We start from the raw sequence: 16,318 nt of genomic DNA, 5'->3' as shown, positions 1-16,318 counted from the left end.
GGAGCGTGGAACATCCCAAAGAGGGAAGATACGATAGAAAAAGATTACTTAAAAAGAAGGAATGAAGAAATCTACTTGGAAAAAACAACACAAGTGGTGGGGACTGGTATTGACTTTTTTCCTGCTCATGTTCTGTGTGTCCGGGCTGGTGCTTAATCACCCGGCACTGTTTTCGTCTGTCAATGTCAGCAGAGGGATGCTGCCCGGAAGCTATGAATACCGGCAGTGGAACAACGGTTTGATGCGTGGCACGGTGAAATGGCAGGGACAGGTGCTGATGTACGGCAATGGCGGTGTGTGGATCACCGACGACACCGGGGCCGCCTTTGCCGACTTCAACACGGGATTGCCCGAGGGCAACGATGCCCGCAACATCCGGCGCATGGTGGTGATGCCGTCGGGCCTTCTCTTTGCCCTGGGGCCCTACGGGGTCTACCGGTTCCGCATGGGGACGGGCTGGGAAGAACTGCCGTTGGAACGCGCCGGTGGTGAACGGCTCAGCGACATGGCTTCACAAGGTGACACACTCGTGGTCACAGGCCGCTCTCGCGTCTATCTCTCGCAGCCGCCATACGACCGTTTCACAGCCTTGGAACTACAGAGTCCCGATGATTTCGACGGCAAGGTGTCGCTCTTTCGCACGGTCTGGCTGCTGCATAGCGGCGAACTCTTCGGATTGGTGGGCCAACTCATCGTCGATGGCATAGCCTTGGTGCTTATTTTCCTTTGTCTTTCGGGACTGCTCTATTGGTTTATGCCCCGCGCGAGCAAGCAGGTCCACACCCTGCTGATGCGCAAGCTCTTTGCATGGCATAATTCCGTGGGGCGGATCACCATCCTGTTCACACTCTTTGTCTGCATCACGGGTTGGTTCCTCCGTCCGCCGGCTCTCATTGCCATTGCCCGCGCCAAGGTGCCGCCATTGCCCTTCAGCGCGATGGACAGTCCCAATCCTTGGAACGACAAACTGCGCACCTTGCGCTACGATGAGGCCTGCCAAGACTGGCTGCTCTACACCTCAGAGGGCTTCTACTCGCTCCATCGGCTCGACAGCCGCCCCCGAAAGGTGTCGGTGCAACCGCCCGTGAGTGTGATGGGACTCAATGTAGAGGAAAAAGATTTGTCTGGAAACTGGCTGTTGGGCTCGTTCAGTGGTATGTATGTATGGAATAGGCAGACGGGCATGGTGGCTGACTATTTCACCTCTCTGCCGCCTGTGCAGACGCGCGGAATACCTATCGGCGCACATGCCGTGTCGGGCTACAGTGCCGATTTTGCCGTTCCCGGCTTTGTGGTAGACTACTACGCAGGCACTGATGCCGTCAAGATGCCCGAATGGATGGCCTCGCTGCCCATGTCGCTGCGTGCCTTGTGCCTCGAAATACACACCGGCCGCATCTACACCTTCTTAGGTATGGGCACGGTGTTCTATATTTTCGTCATCGGTCTGGCCATCCTCTGGTGCCTTTGGAGCGGTTGGAAAATCAGCATGAGGAGGAAGAAATGAACCCCTCCTCACCCTTTTATTTGCTCATTTTCGTCCCAAACTCCTTGCTCACATAGTTATAGATGTCTTTACAGCATTCGCCCGAGAAAAGCTGTCCGTAGCCGATGAGCTTGTCCCACTGCGTCTCTTCCAGTCCCCGGTCGATGTCTTCACGGGTGATGTTTTCCCGGATGAGGCCATAGATGAATCCGGCGTTGAAGGTGTCGCCGGCCCCGATGGTGCTCACACAGTCTATCGGTCGGGTAGCATACTCTTTGCGGAAACCGCCGTCAGACCGCACGATGATGGGGCCGGCTCCCTGTGTGCAGATAAACTTCTTGCAGTAGAAGGAGATTTCGGCCTGATAGACGCGGTCGGGGTCGGGCATCTTGTAGAGCACATCGAAGTCTTCATGCGAACCGCGCACGAAGTCGGCAAACTCCAGATTTTCCAACAGGTTGGGTGTAATTTTCATGATTTCGTCGCGATGGGAGGCGCGGTAGTTCACGTCGTAGTAGAGAATGGCCCCGTGGTCGCGGGCATATTCCAAGAAGCCGGCCACCTGCGGGCGAACCACCGGATTGATGCTGAAGAAGGAACCGAACACCACCACATCGCCGGCATGGATGTCGGGATTCACAAATTCAAGTCGGTCGTGCTCGTGGTCTTTATAAAAGATATATTCGGCATTGTTCCTGTCGTCGAGGAAGGCCAGCGAAATGGGAGAGTGGGAATTGGAAAAAACGTTCACATTGTCGGCATTCACTCCGTTTTCGCGCAAGAAGTCGATGATGTATTCGCCCACCCGGTCGTTGCCTGCCTCGGAAATGAAGGTGCTGTCAATGCCCGACCTGCCGAGCGAAATCAGGGCATTGAAAGCCGAACCTCCCGGCACAGCCTCGATGGGTTTGCCGTCTTTGAAGATGATGTCGAGCACCGTTTCGCCTATTCCTATTACTTTTCGCATATTCGTTTGATGTTTTCTGTTGTTTCATTTCTGTTTGTAAAGGCTTGCTCTCAAATGGCCGAGTGCAGCCTATCTTATGCAAAGATAGGGCTTTTCGGTTGAAACGAGCAAAAAGATGCCGTTTTTTCACGGAAAAGCAGTAACTTCGCGCCAAAGAGAAATGGATGGATTACAACACACTTACTTTAGATAACGGCCTGCGAGTCATTCACTTGCAAGGCGATTCGCAAGTGGTCTACTGCGGCTATGAAATCAATGCGGGCACGCGCAACGAACTTCCGGGTGAGGAGGGACTGGCCCACTTTTGCGAGCATGTCACTTTCAAAGGCACCTCCCGGCGGCGGGCCTGGCACGTGCTCAACTGTCTGGAGAGCGTGGGGGGCGACCTGAATGCCTTCACCAACAAGGAAGACACCGTCTACTACACCGCCATTCTGAAAGACCATCTGGCGCGGGCCGTAGACTTGCTCACCGACATCGTGTTCCACAGCACCTATCCGCAAACCGAGATAGACAAGGAAGTGGAGGTGATTTGCGACGAGATAGAGAGCTACAACGACTCGCCTGCAGAACTCATCTACGACGAGTTTGACAATCTCATCTTCGCCAACCATGCCCTGGGGCACAGCATCTTGGGCTCTGCCGAACGTGTCCGCTCGTTCACCACGGCCGATGCCCTGCGCTTCACGCAGCGTTACTACCGACCCGAAAACAGCGTGTTCTTCATCTATGGTGATGTGGATTTCAACCGTGTGGTGCGCCTGTTGCGCAAAGCCACAGCCGATTTCCCGCCTTGCCGGCCACTGTTGTCACCCGCTCTCGGACAGCCCTTGCCGCCTTACGCCCCCCGGATGGTGGTAAGCGACAAGCACACCCATCAGGCTCACGTGATGATGGGCAGCCGGGGATACAGTGCGCACGATGATCGGCGCATGGCACTCTATCTGCTCAACAACATGCTCGGTGGGCCGGGCATGAACGCACGCTTCAATCTTTCGCTGCGCGAACGCCACGGACTGGTCTACACGGTGGAGAGTTCGATGGTAAACTATGGCGACACAGGCCTTTGGGTCGTCTATTTCGGTTGCGACCCTCATGATGTGGGGCGCTGCCGTAGGCTTGTGCGCCGCGAACTCGATCGCGTGATGGCCGCCCCGCTCTCCGAGGCTCAACTGCGTGCGGCCAAGAAGCAACTCAAGGGCCAGATAGGCGTGGCATGCGACAATCGTGAGAACTTTGCCATCGATTTCGGCAAGAGTTTCCTCCACTATGGTTGGGAGAAAGACATCGCCTCGCTCTACCGCCGCATCGATGCCGTCACCGCCGGACAGATACAAAACGTGGCCAACGATCTCTTTACCGAAGAAGCGTTGACCACACTGATTATCAAATGAATAAAGGAGGGAGAAGAATATCTTTTCAGGGGCCAAAGGATTCAGGGGGCGAAAGGGAGTCAAGACACATGTTCTGTGAACGGGTTTTCAGAACAAGCTGTTGTCTTGATTCCCTTTTGCCTTTTGTCCCTTTTGTCTCCTGATGCGTTATTGCACTTCCTCAAACAGTTTGCCCAGCGCGTTTCCGAGAAAGACATACTGCGAAGTCAGTCCGATGGTGCATTCGTTTTGTCCCCAATAGAAGGGCCAGTCGTCCTTGTTTTCGAAATAGTCGGGCTTGAGTGCAAGCAATCCCGGGGCCACGCCGCCTGCAATGAAGGTGAAGTCGGCACGGGTGTTGCCGTAGGTCATGGCTTTGGTGCGCACCCCCACGCCCGCCACAAACGACTTGTTGTGGTCGGGATGACAACCGAAAAGGAAGTGGGCCGGTCGCAAGACGGCTTCCCGATCAATGATGTCGGGGAAATATTTGTGAGCATAGTAGGCCGTGACGCCTTGCGAGACGACGGCCCCGTTGCCGCCCCAGTTTTCTCCTACAGGATCTACGCCGTATGGATTTTCCTTGCCTTTGTCATCGAGTGTCTTCTTGAAGGTTTCCACGTATGGGCGCAACTTCTTCATGTAGCCTTTGTCCATGACATTGCAAGCCTGCAAGGCTGTGGTGAGAAGCCCGCCTATCCGCTCTTTTCCGCCCAATCGGAGAGCCTTGAAAATGGAATCATTGAAGGCCTTCAAATAACCTCTTTCGCCCGTACTCTTGTAGAGTTCGAGTGCCGCGGGAGCCGTGACGGCTGCTGCGGCGGGCGTGGCCTTGCTGTCTTCCCAGACCTTTCGGGCTGCACGGAGACAACGGTCGGCCAACGGCGTATTGAAATCTTTGAGCGGACGGTAGACGGCGGCAAGGGCGGCAGCGGTGTAATAGTCGATAAACGAATCGTGGGACGTGAAGCACCAACGCTCATCGCCCGTGCCCACGAGATTGTCGGTCTCCGTAGAGGCGTCGCCGAGATGGTGGTAGGAGTAGAGTGTGGGGAGCGTGATGCCCCTGCAGGGGTGCCCGATCTGCTCCACCTGAGCGACGATGGGCAGCACGCCATGCGCTATCTGTTGCAGCAAGTCGGCCTTGCCGTCGGGGCGATGTATCTCGGCATAATGCTTCTCAGGGTCGATGAAGGTTTGGTCGCGATCCGGGCGGAACTCCTCCCAAGTGCCAACCATGCTTAGCAGGGTGGCATCGTGGGATGGGGTCTCGATGTCGAAGTCGCCGGCATCAAACCATCCACCGGCCGTGAAGCCCGGTATGTGCTCGAGCGACCGGTAAGGCGACTCGGTGGTGGGGCCTTGGCGGTAGTTGTCGAAGTGGACGGTGTTGACGGGAGCCTGCACGCAGTCGTCTTTGAAAGGCTCGCCATGCCAAATGCGGTAGGCTTCGCGCACGGTTGTGTGATCCATCTGTACGGGAAACCATACATCCATCGAGGGATGCCACACGTCGCGATAGACACCTCGCCTGATGGGGAACGTGTTGGTGGTCTGGTCGCCATAGCGCAGGCAGTAGATGCCTTCCTCCCGTGCGGAGGAGAAGTCGGCCGTGACATATTGGTAGCGGCGGAATCGTCCCCACGGTTTGGCGGGCAGTTCGGCCACGGCTGTGGAATGCCCTTCAGCGTCGATTCGCAGCAGTGTGACGGTGGGCAACGGTGTGTCAGCCTTGTCGAGTTCGATGATGGTCTGTTTGTTTTGCGAGGGTTCGTAGCCCACTTGTGAGAAACCGATGTTGGGCTTGCGCGTCCAGCCCTCCGCCACTTTGGGTTCTACATACCATTCGAGCACCTTGCCCGTGGCTCCTGCCGGGAGCAGACTGCGCACCACATACCAGCCGTTCTGGGCCACTTGTCGGCCGTCGAAGAGCAGCAATGTGCTGTCTGACTCGATTTTCACACAGCGGTCGGCATCCTCGGGGGCCAGAACGAGCCGGTGACCTTGGGCAAAAGGGCGGGGCACGGGAAACTCCCCATGCCCCCGGTCGTCGTAGGTGGTATAGCCCAGCACCTGTTTCACCTTTTCACTCGTGGGGCGCATCACCATGTTGCCGCCCGGATAGCGGGGGAAGTAGTCGGGTCGGCCATCAATGAGAAAAGAGCGTTGCCAGTAGGCCGAGGGTAGAAATTCAAGGTTGAATCCCGCTTTGCCTTCCAGAAATTTGGGTACAGGTTGGGAGAGCCACACCTCTACGGCGAATCCTTTGCCGCGTGGCGACACCCTCATTTCGGGTTGGAAACCATAGTCGGGATAGTCTACCACCACACTGACCGTCTGCCGGTCGACATCCACTTTATGGCTCACGGTTTCGGGCACGAGATCCCATTGTTCCGGTGTGTTTTGCAGGCGCACGCATCCGTTGCTCGCCGTCAGCACTCCCCGGTGGATGATGTCGATGCCCGACCGCTTCTCGTCATAGAAGAAAGAGTGGTAGGGATTGTTGAAGACCATGACATTTACGCCCCCACCGTCGAAATATCCGCTTTCGTTGAGCTTGAGCGACTGGGCCGGGAGCGGCTGCATGGAGAGCCATGCAAGGCCAAGGAAAAGGAAGTTGAGTGTTTTGTTCATGACTTTTATTGTGTTCGTATGGTTTTGACTGATGGCACAAAGATAGCATTTACCCTATTCATTCGGCAAAAAAACGTTTCAAATACATTTCATTTTCTATCTCCGGATCGTTTTTCAGAGGAAGTGTATGCTATCAAGCTTTTTCTTACCGTCCCCTGTTCTGTTTGTCAGTATATTTCGTTGTATGTTTGGTTTTCGCCCGTTTATGTAGTATCTTTGCATAAGCAAGGGAAGCACGCAAGTGTTTCCCTTTTTTTGATTTCTAATCCACCTACGAACCCCCACCCCCCTAAAAGAGGCTTTTCGGCTCAAATTGGCTTTGCAAAACGGGCTCTTTGAGATTGTCGTTCGGCCCGAGTGAGCTTCCAAGTGTGGCCCTTTTGCAATATCGTTTTGGCCGAATGAGAAAATCGATGGGGCAGATAGGGTGGATAAGGCGGATGGGATTGGAGGGAGAAATGGGTGTGGGGAAAATATGTGTAAGGCTTTTTCGAAACTTTTAATAGTTCGTGCTATACTACCAAAGCATCCTTCGCCCCATTCGCTGAATTCGCCGAAGAGTGAGTGTCGGCGAATTCAGCGAATTGGGCGAATGAGGGCATGAGGAGAAAATTCGTTTAATTTGTCTCATTCGCCGACCCTTCTTTGTCGGCGAATTCAGCGAATCGAGCGAATGAGGGCGTGAAGAGAGAATCGTTTCATTCCCGTTCTATTCGCTGAAGAAAAAGGGGAATCGAGTCTCACGACCCAATTCCCCGAAACTGATGTACAAAATGGTTTTCTAATAGAAAACACAGCTTTATATGAACCTAAATCAGTAGCCCGGATTTTGCTTGATGAGTTTGTTGCGCAACAGTTCGTCGGTAGGTATCGGCATGATGAGCCGTTGGGTGTCGAAATCCCATGTGCGGTAGTAGTGCCAGTTGCCTTTCTTCCCCGAGTCAGTGTTGGGCAGGCCCACCCCCTTGGGGTAGTTGCACTCGATGGACGGTATCAGGAAGTCGGAACGCTGGAGATCGGCCTTCAGGTTCCACTCCGAACTGAATTCCTTGCGGCGTTCCTGTCCGAGAGCCACCTCCCAAACCTTGCATTTATGAGCCGTGAACGACCGGTGAATATCGTTGCTTTCGGAAGCATAGCGCGTGTAGTAGGTCTTGGCATCGGGCACTTCGACAGTCTTGGTGTTGAAGGGAATGGGATATTCCTTGAGAGCCTTGTAGTCGTTCCAAGGCTTGTTGGGGTCGTTGCCATAGCCCCCTTGCCCGACGAGCGAATTGTAATAGGCTACAAACTGCTTGTTCAGCGCGTCGGCCTTGCCCACTTCCAGATTGCCGAAAGCACGGTTGCGGATGCGGTCGATGATGCTCCATGCCGTGGCATCGTCATCACCGTTGAGGCGGAAGAGGCATTCGGCATAGTCGAGAAGCACGCCGGCATATCTCTTGTAGTAGAAATGACAGGGCGAATGAGGATTAGACCACTGGCAGCGTTGCGAGCGCCAGAGCTTGAGCGTCCAAATGGCCGGGGCGAAGTCGCCGCCGTTATTGAACATGTAGCCGTTGTTGTCGGACAGCACCACCCGGCCCTCTTTCTTGGACCGTTCTTCGTCCACGCCCAGCATTTCCTGTGTGAAGGGATTGCGCCCGTAGGTGTACCTGGAGCGTTGCGCCTCCGGCAGCTCGGCCACGGGACTGGTACACATGGAGGCGTCGCGCCGCTTGTCGCCGTTCTCGTAGGCAAAGTAGAGTTCCCACGAGAGATATTCGGAGCCCCAGCCGCCTCCGCCGTTGGTGGAGCCGGCGAAGAAGTTGTTGAAGATGTGGGCGTCGGAGTCCCACTTGCCGTAGTTGCCGGCTCCCATGTCGTTGACCACCTGCCACACGGCCTCTTTGGGCCAGGCTTCGCCTACATCCCACAGGGTGGAAAAGGAGGGAGCCAAGTCGTAGGTTCCACTGTTGACTACCTGCTCAAGGGATTCCTTGGCCAACTTCACATTTTCGGTGCTCTTGGCCTCGTCCTTGCTGTTGAGGCGGGCCTTGTAGGCCTTCCACAGATAGGCCTCCCCAAGATAGGAGAGTGCCATGCCTTTGGTGCAACGGCCATATTCCCCGTTGTAAGGTTTCCAGTCGAGCTGCCGGACGGCCGTTTTGAGGTCGTCGATGATGAAGTCCCACATCTCGTCGTCGGTTTCGGCAGCCGCCTTGTTGGGCGTGTTGAGGAACGACTCTCCTGTGGCGAGCATCGGCACCCGGCCCCAGTTTTGGGCCAAGAACATATAGAAGTAGGCCCGCAGCGCATGGGCTTCTCCATCCATCGTGTTATAGGCCGGAAACTTTTTCACCTCGGTGTTGTGTTCGTCTTCCAGTCCGCTGAGGAAGTCGTTGGCCCGGCCGATGGCCCGATAGGAATAGTTGTATCCCCGTCCGAGGTCGGAGTCGTCGGCGGTCCACGACTGCTGGCCCCACTGCACGTCCCAGCCTGTGGCTTGGGTGTCCAGTGTGGGATGGCAGCCGAAGAAGAGTTGCGGTTTGTAGTTCCATCCGTCGGCGTAGGTGTTGTCGGCAAACAGGCAGTCGTAGATGCCGTTGAGGCCGCTCAAGGCATCATTCTGCGTTTTGAACATCTGGTCGGCCGGGAGTATGTCGTAGTGTTCCACCGAAAGGAACTTGTCGTTGTCGCAGGCTGTGAAGCACAGTGCGGCTATTCCTGTTGCGGCTATAAGGAATGATTGATGTAGCTTTTTCATTGTTTTCTGTATTAAGATTGAACCGTTAGAATTGTACGTTCAGGCCGAACGAAAAGGTGCGGGGCGTGGGATAGCGGCCGGAGTCGAGACCGGTATAGATCACACTGCCCTGTCCGCACTCGGGGTCGCCGTATTTGTTGTAGCCCGAAATGCAAGCGAGATTGCTGACGGCCAGATAGGCGCGGGCATTGGTCAGTTTCAGTGGGGCAAGCCAAGTCTTGGGGAAGGTGTAGCCCACTTGGATGTTGCTGATTTTGAGGAAGTCGCCGCTCTTGATCCAGAAGTCAGACACGCGGCTGTTGTTGTTCTCGCTGTCGAGAAGGCTCAGGCGTGGCAGGCTGCCATTGGGATTGTTGGTGAACGACTCGTTGTAAGCTTCCCGCAGAATGTTGGCGACACTCGGGTCGTCGCCCTGCTTCATCACAGAGAGCCGCATGGCCGAATAGGAGAGAATGTCCTGCCCCATCACACCGTAGGTGTAGAGCGAGAAGTCCCAGTTCTTATAGGAGGCATTCAAGGTCAGACCGTAGTTGAGTTTGGGAAAGCCGTTGCCAATCACGGTCATGTCGTTGGCATCGATGGTGCCGTTGTGGTCAAGGTCGGCATAGTAGATGTCGCCCACCTTGAGGCCGGGCTGGTTCACCTTGGACTTGATTTCAGCCAGCTGCTCTTCCGAACGTACGATGCCAAGTGCCCTGTAGCCGTAGAAGGAGCCTACGGCATAGCCTTCGCGGCAGATGGAATGGTTTTTCCAACCGAGCCACTCGGAGGCGATGCCCTGCACGTTGGAACCGTCGATATTGGTACCGTCGTTGCCGCCGGAACAGGTGTTCATGATGTCGAGTCCGCTTGAGATGATCTTGTTTTTCAGCGTAGAGCCGGTGAGCGTGGCACCGAAAGCCCAGTCCTTATTGAAGCGGTGGTTGTAGCCCACGCTGAACTCAAAACCGCGGTTGCGGATTTTCCCGTAGTTGGTGTAATAGGTCTTGTAGCCGGAAGAGGGTCTCACGGACACGTCAAGGAGCAGGTCTTTGGAGTTGCGCACGAAGTAGTCGAGCGACACGTTCAGGTCGCCTTTGAGCAGAGAGAAGTCGAGACCTACATTAGTCTGCTCGTTGGTCTCCCACTTCAGATTTGGGTTGGCGATGATGAGTTTGGCCACACCGTTGGCTTTGATGAAGTCTTGGGAAGAGGCTCCCAAGCTGTAGAAATGATATTGGGTGTTGGTGGAGCCCAACTGTTCGACGGCGCTGCTGGTGGCAATGCCCGCATTGCCCGTGCGGCCCCAGCCCAGACGGAGTTTTATGTTGCTGACGAAGTCGACGGCTTTCATGAAGGGTTCTTCGGAAATGCGCCACGAGGCGGCTGCCGACGGAAAGGTGCCCCAACGGTTGCCTGACCCGAAGTTGGAGCTGCCGTCGCGGCGGAGAGTTGCCGTAAGGTTGTAACGGTTCAGCAGGCTGTACATCAACCGGCCGTAATAGGAGATGAAACGGGTCTCGAGATTGAAACCACCGCCACCGTCCTTGGTCGAACTGTCAAGGGTTTGGGCTATAGAACGGATGTTCTCTGCCGGGAAGTCTTTGGCACTGGCATTCACCCAATAGCCTTTGTTCTGGCTCACGGAGTTGCCCACCATGCCTGTGATGTCGTGCGTGTCGTTGGTCCAGTGATAGGTGAGATAGGTTTCAAGACTTCTGTCATAACTGCTGCTTTGGGTGAGCCCGAACGTGCGACGGATGTCTACGCCCTGCATGTGCACTTCCTTGCCGTCGTTGTAGCGGCGCACGGGAGTGCCCCAGTTGTAGCTGTCGGTCGATGTGTGATTATAAGAGAAGATAGATTTCAGGTGCATGCCTTTGACCAGACTCAGGTCGATGTGCATGTTGGCAAGGAAACGGTTGCCCCGTGTGGGGTTGTCGAGTTCCATTTGTTTGGCGTAATAGCTGTCAGTCGAGGTCAGTTCGTAGCCCTTTGAGGCCGTCTGCCAGAAAGTGCCGTAAGTACCGTCGGGGTTCACGATGTTGGGAGACACGATGTTGCCGCCCGCATCCGTATAGTCCATGGTGGGCATGAGGGTGGCGTAGTCGCGGATGGAAGAAAGGTTTCCGTTGTTGCCGAAGCCGGTATTGCTTCCTCGGTTCACGTCATGGGTGAAGTTGAGGTCTCCCCCAATTTCGAGATATTGGTTTACCTGCGCTTTCATGTTGCCGCGGAGATTCATGCGGCGGTAGTTGGTATTGACCACGACACCCTCGTTGTCCATGTAGCCGGCAGAGAAAGTGCCTTGAAACTTCTCCGTTCCACCGCTGAGACTGACGGTGTAGTTCTGGCGCAGGGCGGTGCGTGTCATTTCCTTTTGCCAGTCTATGTAGTGTCGCTTGCCGTCATATTGTTCGCTGAAAATGGGCATACCCACGTTTTGTCCGTCGTTGGCCCGAGCCTGACGGATGGCCTTGGCGTAGGTGTCTACATCAAGTGTGCGAAGCGTGTGGGCCACGGTTTGGAGGCCCCAACCGGCACTCACGTCTACATGCACATTGCCTTTGGAACCGTGTTTGGTGGTGATGAGTACCACACCGTTGGCACCACGCGACCCGTAGATGGCTGTGGCGGAGGCATCTTTCAATATCTCAATGGCATCGATGTCCTGAGGATTCAGGAAGTTGGCATTGGTTCCCACCTGCACACCGTCTACCACATAGAGCGGTTCGGAGTTGCCGTTGATGGTGCCTACACCACGGATGCGTACTTGTGCCATGGCATTGGGTGCGCCGTCTTGCGCCGTCACGAGTACGCCGGGAGCCGAACCTTGCAGCCCCTGAGCCAGATTGACGGGCGCACGCTTCATCATCTCGGAGGTGTTGACGGAAGTCACGGAACCGGAGATGTCGCTCCGCTTGGCCGTACCGTAGCCGATGACCACTACATCGCTCAGGGTGCGGTCGTCTGTTTTGAGCGTGATAATGAGGTTTTGCCGGCCACCCACATTCACGGTTTGCGGTTCGTAGCCTACGTAGGTGATGGAAAGTTTGGCATTGGGGGCGGCATTCACGTTGAACTTTCCGTCCAAATCGGTGATGCAGCCTTCCTGCGAACCGACCACCCGGATGGTAGCCCCGATAATAGGTTCGCCCGATTCGTCATTCACTAATCCTTTTACAAGGTTCTGCGCCGTTATCCCAAGTGGGATTAAACAGAACAGGAATAGCAATACTAACGGCCTTTCGATAGATTTAAAGTGTTTCATGTGAAAATCCGATTGATTGATAATGTTGCTCGAAGTTGGTAATAACAGTGCTGCAAATATACGATTTTACCAACCTACAACTCAAATTTTTGTTTCAAAAGGATTTTCTTTTGTTTCCTCAAAAGAAATATGTGGCATTGCGGAGAGAAATCGGCTCTGGGCATAAAAAACATTCGCCGAAAAAGAAGTTATCGGCGAATGGAATGAATGAAAGCTGTGAAAAAGAACTGCTGTATAGCAGGGGCAGATGTATTTGTACGCATGATGCCCATATCTGCTACTGCTGACGGTCGCTAACTGTTGTAGGTGTGGATGCTGGTTCCTTGTGCCGAAGGCAGATAGTTGATGCCCCACCAGCACATCTGCAAGAGAAGGAAAGAACCGATAAGTATCCAGAGCGACAACTTGCGACTGTGGCCCGGCGAGAGGCGATAGTGCATATAGACCAAATAGGCAAACCACGTGACGGCTGCCCAAGTCTCTTTAGGATCCCAAGCCCAATAATGTCCCCAGGCATCTTTGGCCCACAATGCTCCGAAAAGCATACCGATAGTGAGAAAAGCCCAGCCTACATAGACCATATTGTCGATGATATCGAACTCTTTGGATTTGGAGATTGGGGGCGCGGTGGGAGAAAGGGTGACTTCAGAAGAAGGAGACACACTTTCTTTATCGTCTTCACCATTTGCAAGCAATGCCGTGGTTGCCCTATGAGCCTTGACCAGCAGATAGGCAGCCATGAGTGCAGCGGCACCAAAAAGAGCGTATGCAAACATGTAGACGATGACATGTGGGGCAAACCACGGACTTTGCAGGGCCGGCATCATGGCCTTGGTGTGAATCTCAGGCTTGAAGACATTGATGCCTATAAAGACCGTAGCAAGAATGGTGGAGAATGAGAGAATCCACTGATAACGCCAACGAGCATAGACGATGATGCCGGCCAACGGCAGGAAGAACGAATACCAAAGGCGCGTTTCACCCATGGTGCGCATGGGAGGGCGTTCTAATGTGACCCACATCACAAGGATGTAAGCCAAGAAGACACACAGACCTATGCTCGTGGCAGCGAGGGCCGGAACCATGCGGCTTTTCCAAGCGGCCAGTGCTCCGGCTAACCAAAGTACGACGGATGCAATGGCAAAATAGATGAAATAATCCCAAATCATGAGTTCTCCTCCTCTTTTCTATGTACGTCTTTTCCTTTTCCAAGTGTGAAAAACATCAATACGGCCCCGAGAAGTAGCAGTCCGATGCCGATATAGACAACAGGCAGCCACGGGTCGGTGACCAGTTCGAAGATGCTTAAAGTGCTTTTGGCCCCCATACTCTCGTCGTAGCTGTACTGATAGATTTTCCATCCCTCCACGCTGATGGGCTTGTTCACCTCGATGGTAGCCTGTATGTTGTCACCCCGCTTGGTGAAGATATCCACTTCGCTGGCATACCTTTTGGGCGTAGGCATTTTCATGATCGTAGGTTTCCCATCGGCTCCTCTCACTTTCTGCACCTCTGCGGGATATTCTTCCAAGATAAACCGATTGAGTTGAATGGCCAATGGCAGTTCCGTTACGGCCCCCTCGTCGTCAAGGGCGCGCCATTCCGGTTGTCCGGAGATACAGTACATTTTCAACCGTTGCATGTCGGCGGACCCCAATGTGCCGCAAACCACGATGAGAAAGAGTCCTATGTGGCATACGATGGCCGGAATCTTGCGCAGCCGGAAGGTGGCAAACTGTTGCAGGGTGGTGAGGGCGATGGTAGTGGTCAGCCACAGATAGACAAGTACGAAAGGCCAATAGGACAGCATTTTGGTGATGCCTATCGGGTCGGCGGCAGGTTGTGTCCCTGCCACTTGGCGGGTGATGCCCATGAGGGCTGTCAGCACCGTAGCAAAAAGGATGGATGCCGTGGCAGCTTTGGGCGTTGTGAAATAGCTGACGACATAGATCTTTCGGCGTAGGAGGAAGGCCGCGGCTATCAGCGTCAAGTAAAGAGCCAAAGCCACAACATTGACCGGAAAGGCAAAGAGCTGCCAGTCGATGCTGCCCATAGAGAGTTGGAGCATTTCTCCGGTGATGAGAAGGCCGGCCCCGATGGCCAGCCCCTCGCGTAATTTCCATGGCTTATGCCACATAGTAGTTGGATTGTTGTTAAATGTTCGGGTAAATGTAAATAGGTGTTGACAGTCGCGCAGAGTGTTGTCGCCACTGTTGCTGTGTATGCAAATAAACGGCTGACAGCCTGCCATTTCAAGAACGGAGCAATCACTTGATTATTGTCACTCCGTCTTGAAATGTCAGGCTATCAGCCGTCATAGTCCTCTTTCCAAGCGTTCATTACATGGGTTGGGTGATGAATCTCTTTTTCTGTTTGGCCACTTTCACCCATTCCGGTACGATGGTGTCAAGGAACTGCTGCTTCTTTTGGTTCAGTGCCTTCATGTCAAGACCGATATAGGCCTGCGCCTTGGCTTTGGTAGAAACATCGGGAATGGGGATAGTACCCACGAAGCCATGCTTGGCCACCACGTGGGATATCTCCAGACGGGCATCCTTGGCATAGGTCATGGCATTGGCAAGCAGTCGCATCACCTCTTGGGGAGCGTGGAATGCAGCTCCGTGGCTAGCCAGTGAGTAGTCCCAGCGCCATTGGCTCTTGCGGATGTCGTCAAGTGCCTTGGTCATTTCTGCCTCCGTGGCCCCCTTCTTCCATGCAAACTCTGCTTCGAGGTGGGCTAAAGCCAATTCATGGTTCACCTTGACCGCGAAGTCGTACACTTTCTTTTGTCTCTCATACACGTTCTGGCGGAGTGTCTCTGCGTCCTGCCGGTGGCAGGTCTGGCAGGTGCGATCGATCTTGGCCAACGGACTTTGCACATGGTGGTCGGTGTACTTGATGCCACCCTCTTGCATGTAAGGCATGTGGCAGTCGGCGCAACTTAACCCACGCTGTCCGTGGATACCCTGTTTGAACATTTCGTAACCGGGATGCTGGGCCTTGAGAATCTTGGCCTTGGAAAGCGGGTGAATGTAGTCGTAGAAGCCGAGACTGTCGTAATAGGCTTCAGCGTCCTCGCATGTGAGACCTCTGTCTTGCGGGAACTTGAGATACTGATTGTTGTCTTTCTCGAAGTAATATTCCGTGTGGCATTGAGCGCAAACGAGCGAGCGCATTTCCTGATGGCTGGCCTTCTTGACATCCTTGCCGGCACGGTGCCATGCCTCGTAGAGTGCCGGACGGGCGGGCTTGAGATCCATCGTCCGGGCATCGTGGCAGTCGGAGCAGCCCACGGTGTTCATCACTTCCGAACCCCATTGGCTCCATTTGGCTCCGTAGAAGGCTCCGATGCCCTTCTCGCGCATCAACCGGGGAACGTCCGGTCCCTTACAGGTCCAGCAGGTGCCCGGCTGTATGTCGCCATCACCGCCGATGCCGGGGTTGCCCGTGCGCAGAATCTTGCGCATGTCTTCAATGGCATGACGGTGCCCTCGGGGCGTATTATAGTTTTTGGAGAAGGCATAGCCTGCCCAAATGATCACAATATCGGGGAAAGACTCGAGAATGTCCCTTTCTTGAGAGCCGTTGTACATGCTCTTGAATGTGGTGTCCTCGGTCATTGCCCACGTTTCGTATTCGCGGGGGAAGTCTTCTTTAAACTTCTCATTCTGTGACACAATGGAGTCGGTCATAGGTGTGCGGCGGTTGTTGAACACGCTGGCCACTTCGGCCCTGCGCTCAAGAAGCGAAGAACAGATGAGTCCCAACACAAACACAATCAGCATGGAGCCGCCGAAGAGCAGCCATCCTTGCCATTTCTTTAATTGTTTTGCCATATTTTTAGATTTTTAATTTTCAGACG

9 protein-coding genes are annotated in these 16,318 nt (G+C 54.4%); 2 read left to right on the top strand and 7 right to left on the bottom strand.

Annotated features, from left to right (window positions below):
* Positions 1-61: 61 nt before the first annotated feature.
* Positions 62-1,507 carry a PepSY domain-containing protein gene (locus HMPREF6485_RS02505; RefSeq protein WP_004344437.1) on the top strand — a complete coding sequence of 482 codons (1,446 nt, stop codon included), beginning with the start codon at positions 62-64 and terminating at the stop codon, positions 1,505-1,507.
* Positions 1,508-1,523: 16 nt separating this feature from the next.
* On the opposite strand, the gene HMPREF6485_RS02500 is transcribed toward HMPREF6485_RS02505, so the two are convergent.
* Positions 1,524-2,453 carry a carbohydrate kinase family protein gene (locus HMPREF6485_RS02500; protein ID WP_004344436.1) on the bottom strand — a complete coding sequence of 310 codons (930 nt, stop codon included), beginning with the start codon at positions 2,451-2,453 and terminating at the stop codon, positions 1,524-1,526.
* Between the two features lie 164 nt (positions 2,454-2,617).
* Between HMPREF6485_RS02500 and HMPREF6485_RS02495 the strand changes: the two genes are divergently transcribed.
* Positions 2,618-3,847, top strand: a complete 1,230-nt coding sequence (locus HMPREF6485_RS02495) for a M16 family metallopeptidase (protein ID WP_004344435.1) — start codon at positions 2,618-2,620, stop codon at positions 3,845-3,847.
* A 147-nt stretch (positions 3,848-3,994) separates the two neighbouring features.
* On the opposite strand, the gene HMPREF6485_RS02490 is transcribed toward HMPREF6485_RS02495, so the two are convergent.
* The 6 genes from HMPREF6485_RS02490 to nrfA all read right to left on the bottom strand — a co-directional run bounded on the left by HMPREF6485_RS02490 (position 3,995) and on the right by nrfA (position 16,292).
* A complete protein-coding gene (locus HMPREF6485_RS02490; protein WP_004344434.1) occupies positions 3,995-6,460 on the bottom strand; it encodes a glycoside hydrolase family 9 protein in 2,466 nt (821 codons plus the stop codon).
* Between the two features lie 814 nt (positions 6,461-7,274).
* Complete coding sequence (locus HMPREF6485_RS02485) at positions 7,275-9,206, bottom strand: RagB/SusD family nutrient uptake outer membrane protein (protein WP_004344431.1); 1,932 nt, start codon at positions 9,204-9,206, stop codon at positions 7,275-7,277.
* Positions 9,207-9,231: 25 nt separating this feature from the next.
* Positions 9,232-12,357 carry a SusC/RagA family TonB-linked outer membrane protein gene (locus HMPREF6485_RS02480; protein WP_044125752.1) on the bottom strand — a complete coding sequence of 1,042 codons (3,126 nt, stop codon included), beginning with the start codon at positions 12,355-12,357 and terminating at the stop codon, positions 9,232-9,234.
* A 392-nt stretch (positions 12,358-12,749) separates the two neighbouring features.
* Positions 12,750-13,625 carry a cytochrome c biogenesis protein CcsA gene (ccsA, locus tag HMPREF6485_RS02475; protein WP_004344425.1) on the bottom strand — a complete coding sequence of 292 codons (876 nt, stop codon included), beginning with the start codon at positions 13,623-13,625 and terminating at the stop codon, positions 12,750-12,752.
* A complete protein-coding gene (locus HMPREF6485_RS02470) occupies positions 13,622-14,593 on the bottom strand; it encodes a cytochrome c biogenesis protein ResB (protein WP_004341367.1) in 972 nt (323 codons plus the stop codon). Before HMPREF6485_RS02470 ends, ccsA begins: the two co-directional genes overlap by 4 nt.
* 202 nt (positions 14,594-14,795) lie before the next feature.
* On the bottom strand, positions 14,796-16,292 hold the full coding sequence (gene nrfA, locus HMPREF6485_RS02465) for an ammonia-forming cytochrome c nitrite reductase (RefSeq protein WP_004344424.1): 1,497 nt from the start codon (positions 16,290-16,292) through the stop codon (positions 14,796-14,798).
* Positions 16,293-16,318 lie beyond the last annotated feature (26 nt).

This window comes from Segatella buccae ATCC 33574 (genome assembly GCF_000184945.1).
Lineage (GTDB): Bacteria > Bacteroidota > Bacteroidia > Bacteroidales > Bacteroidaceae > Prevotella > Prevotella buccae.
This window is presented reverse-complemented; position numbering and strand designations above follow the sequence as displayed.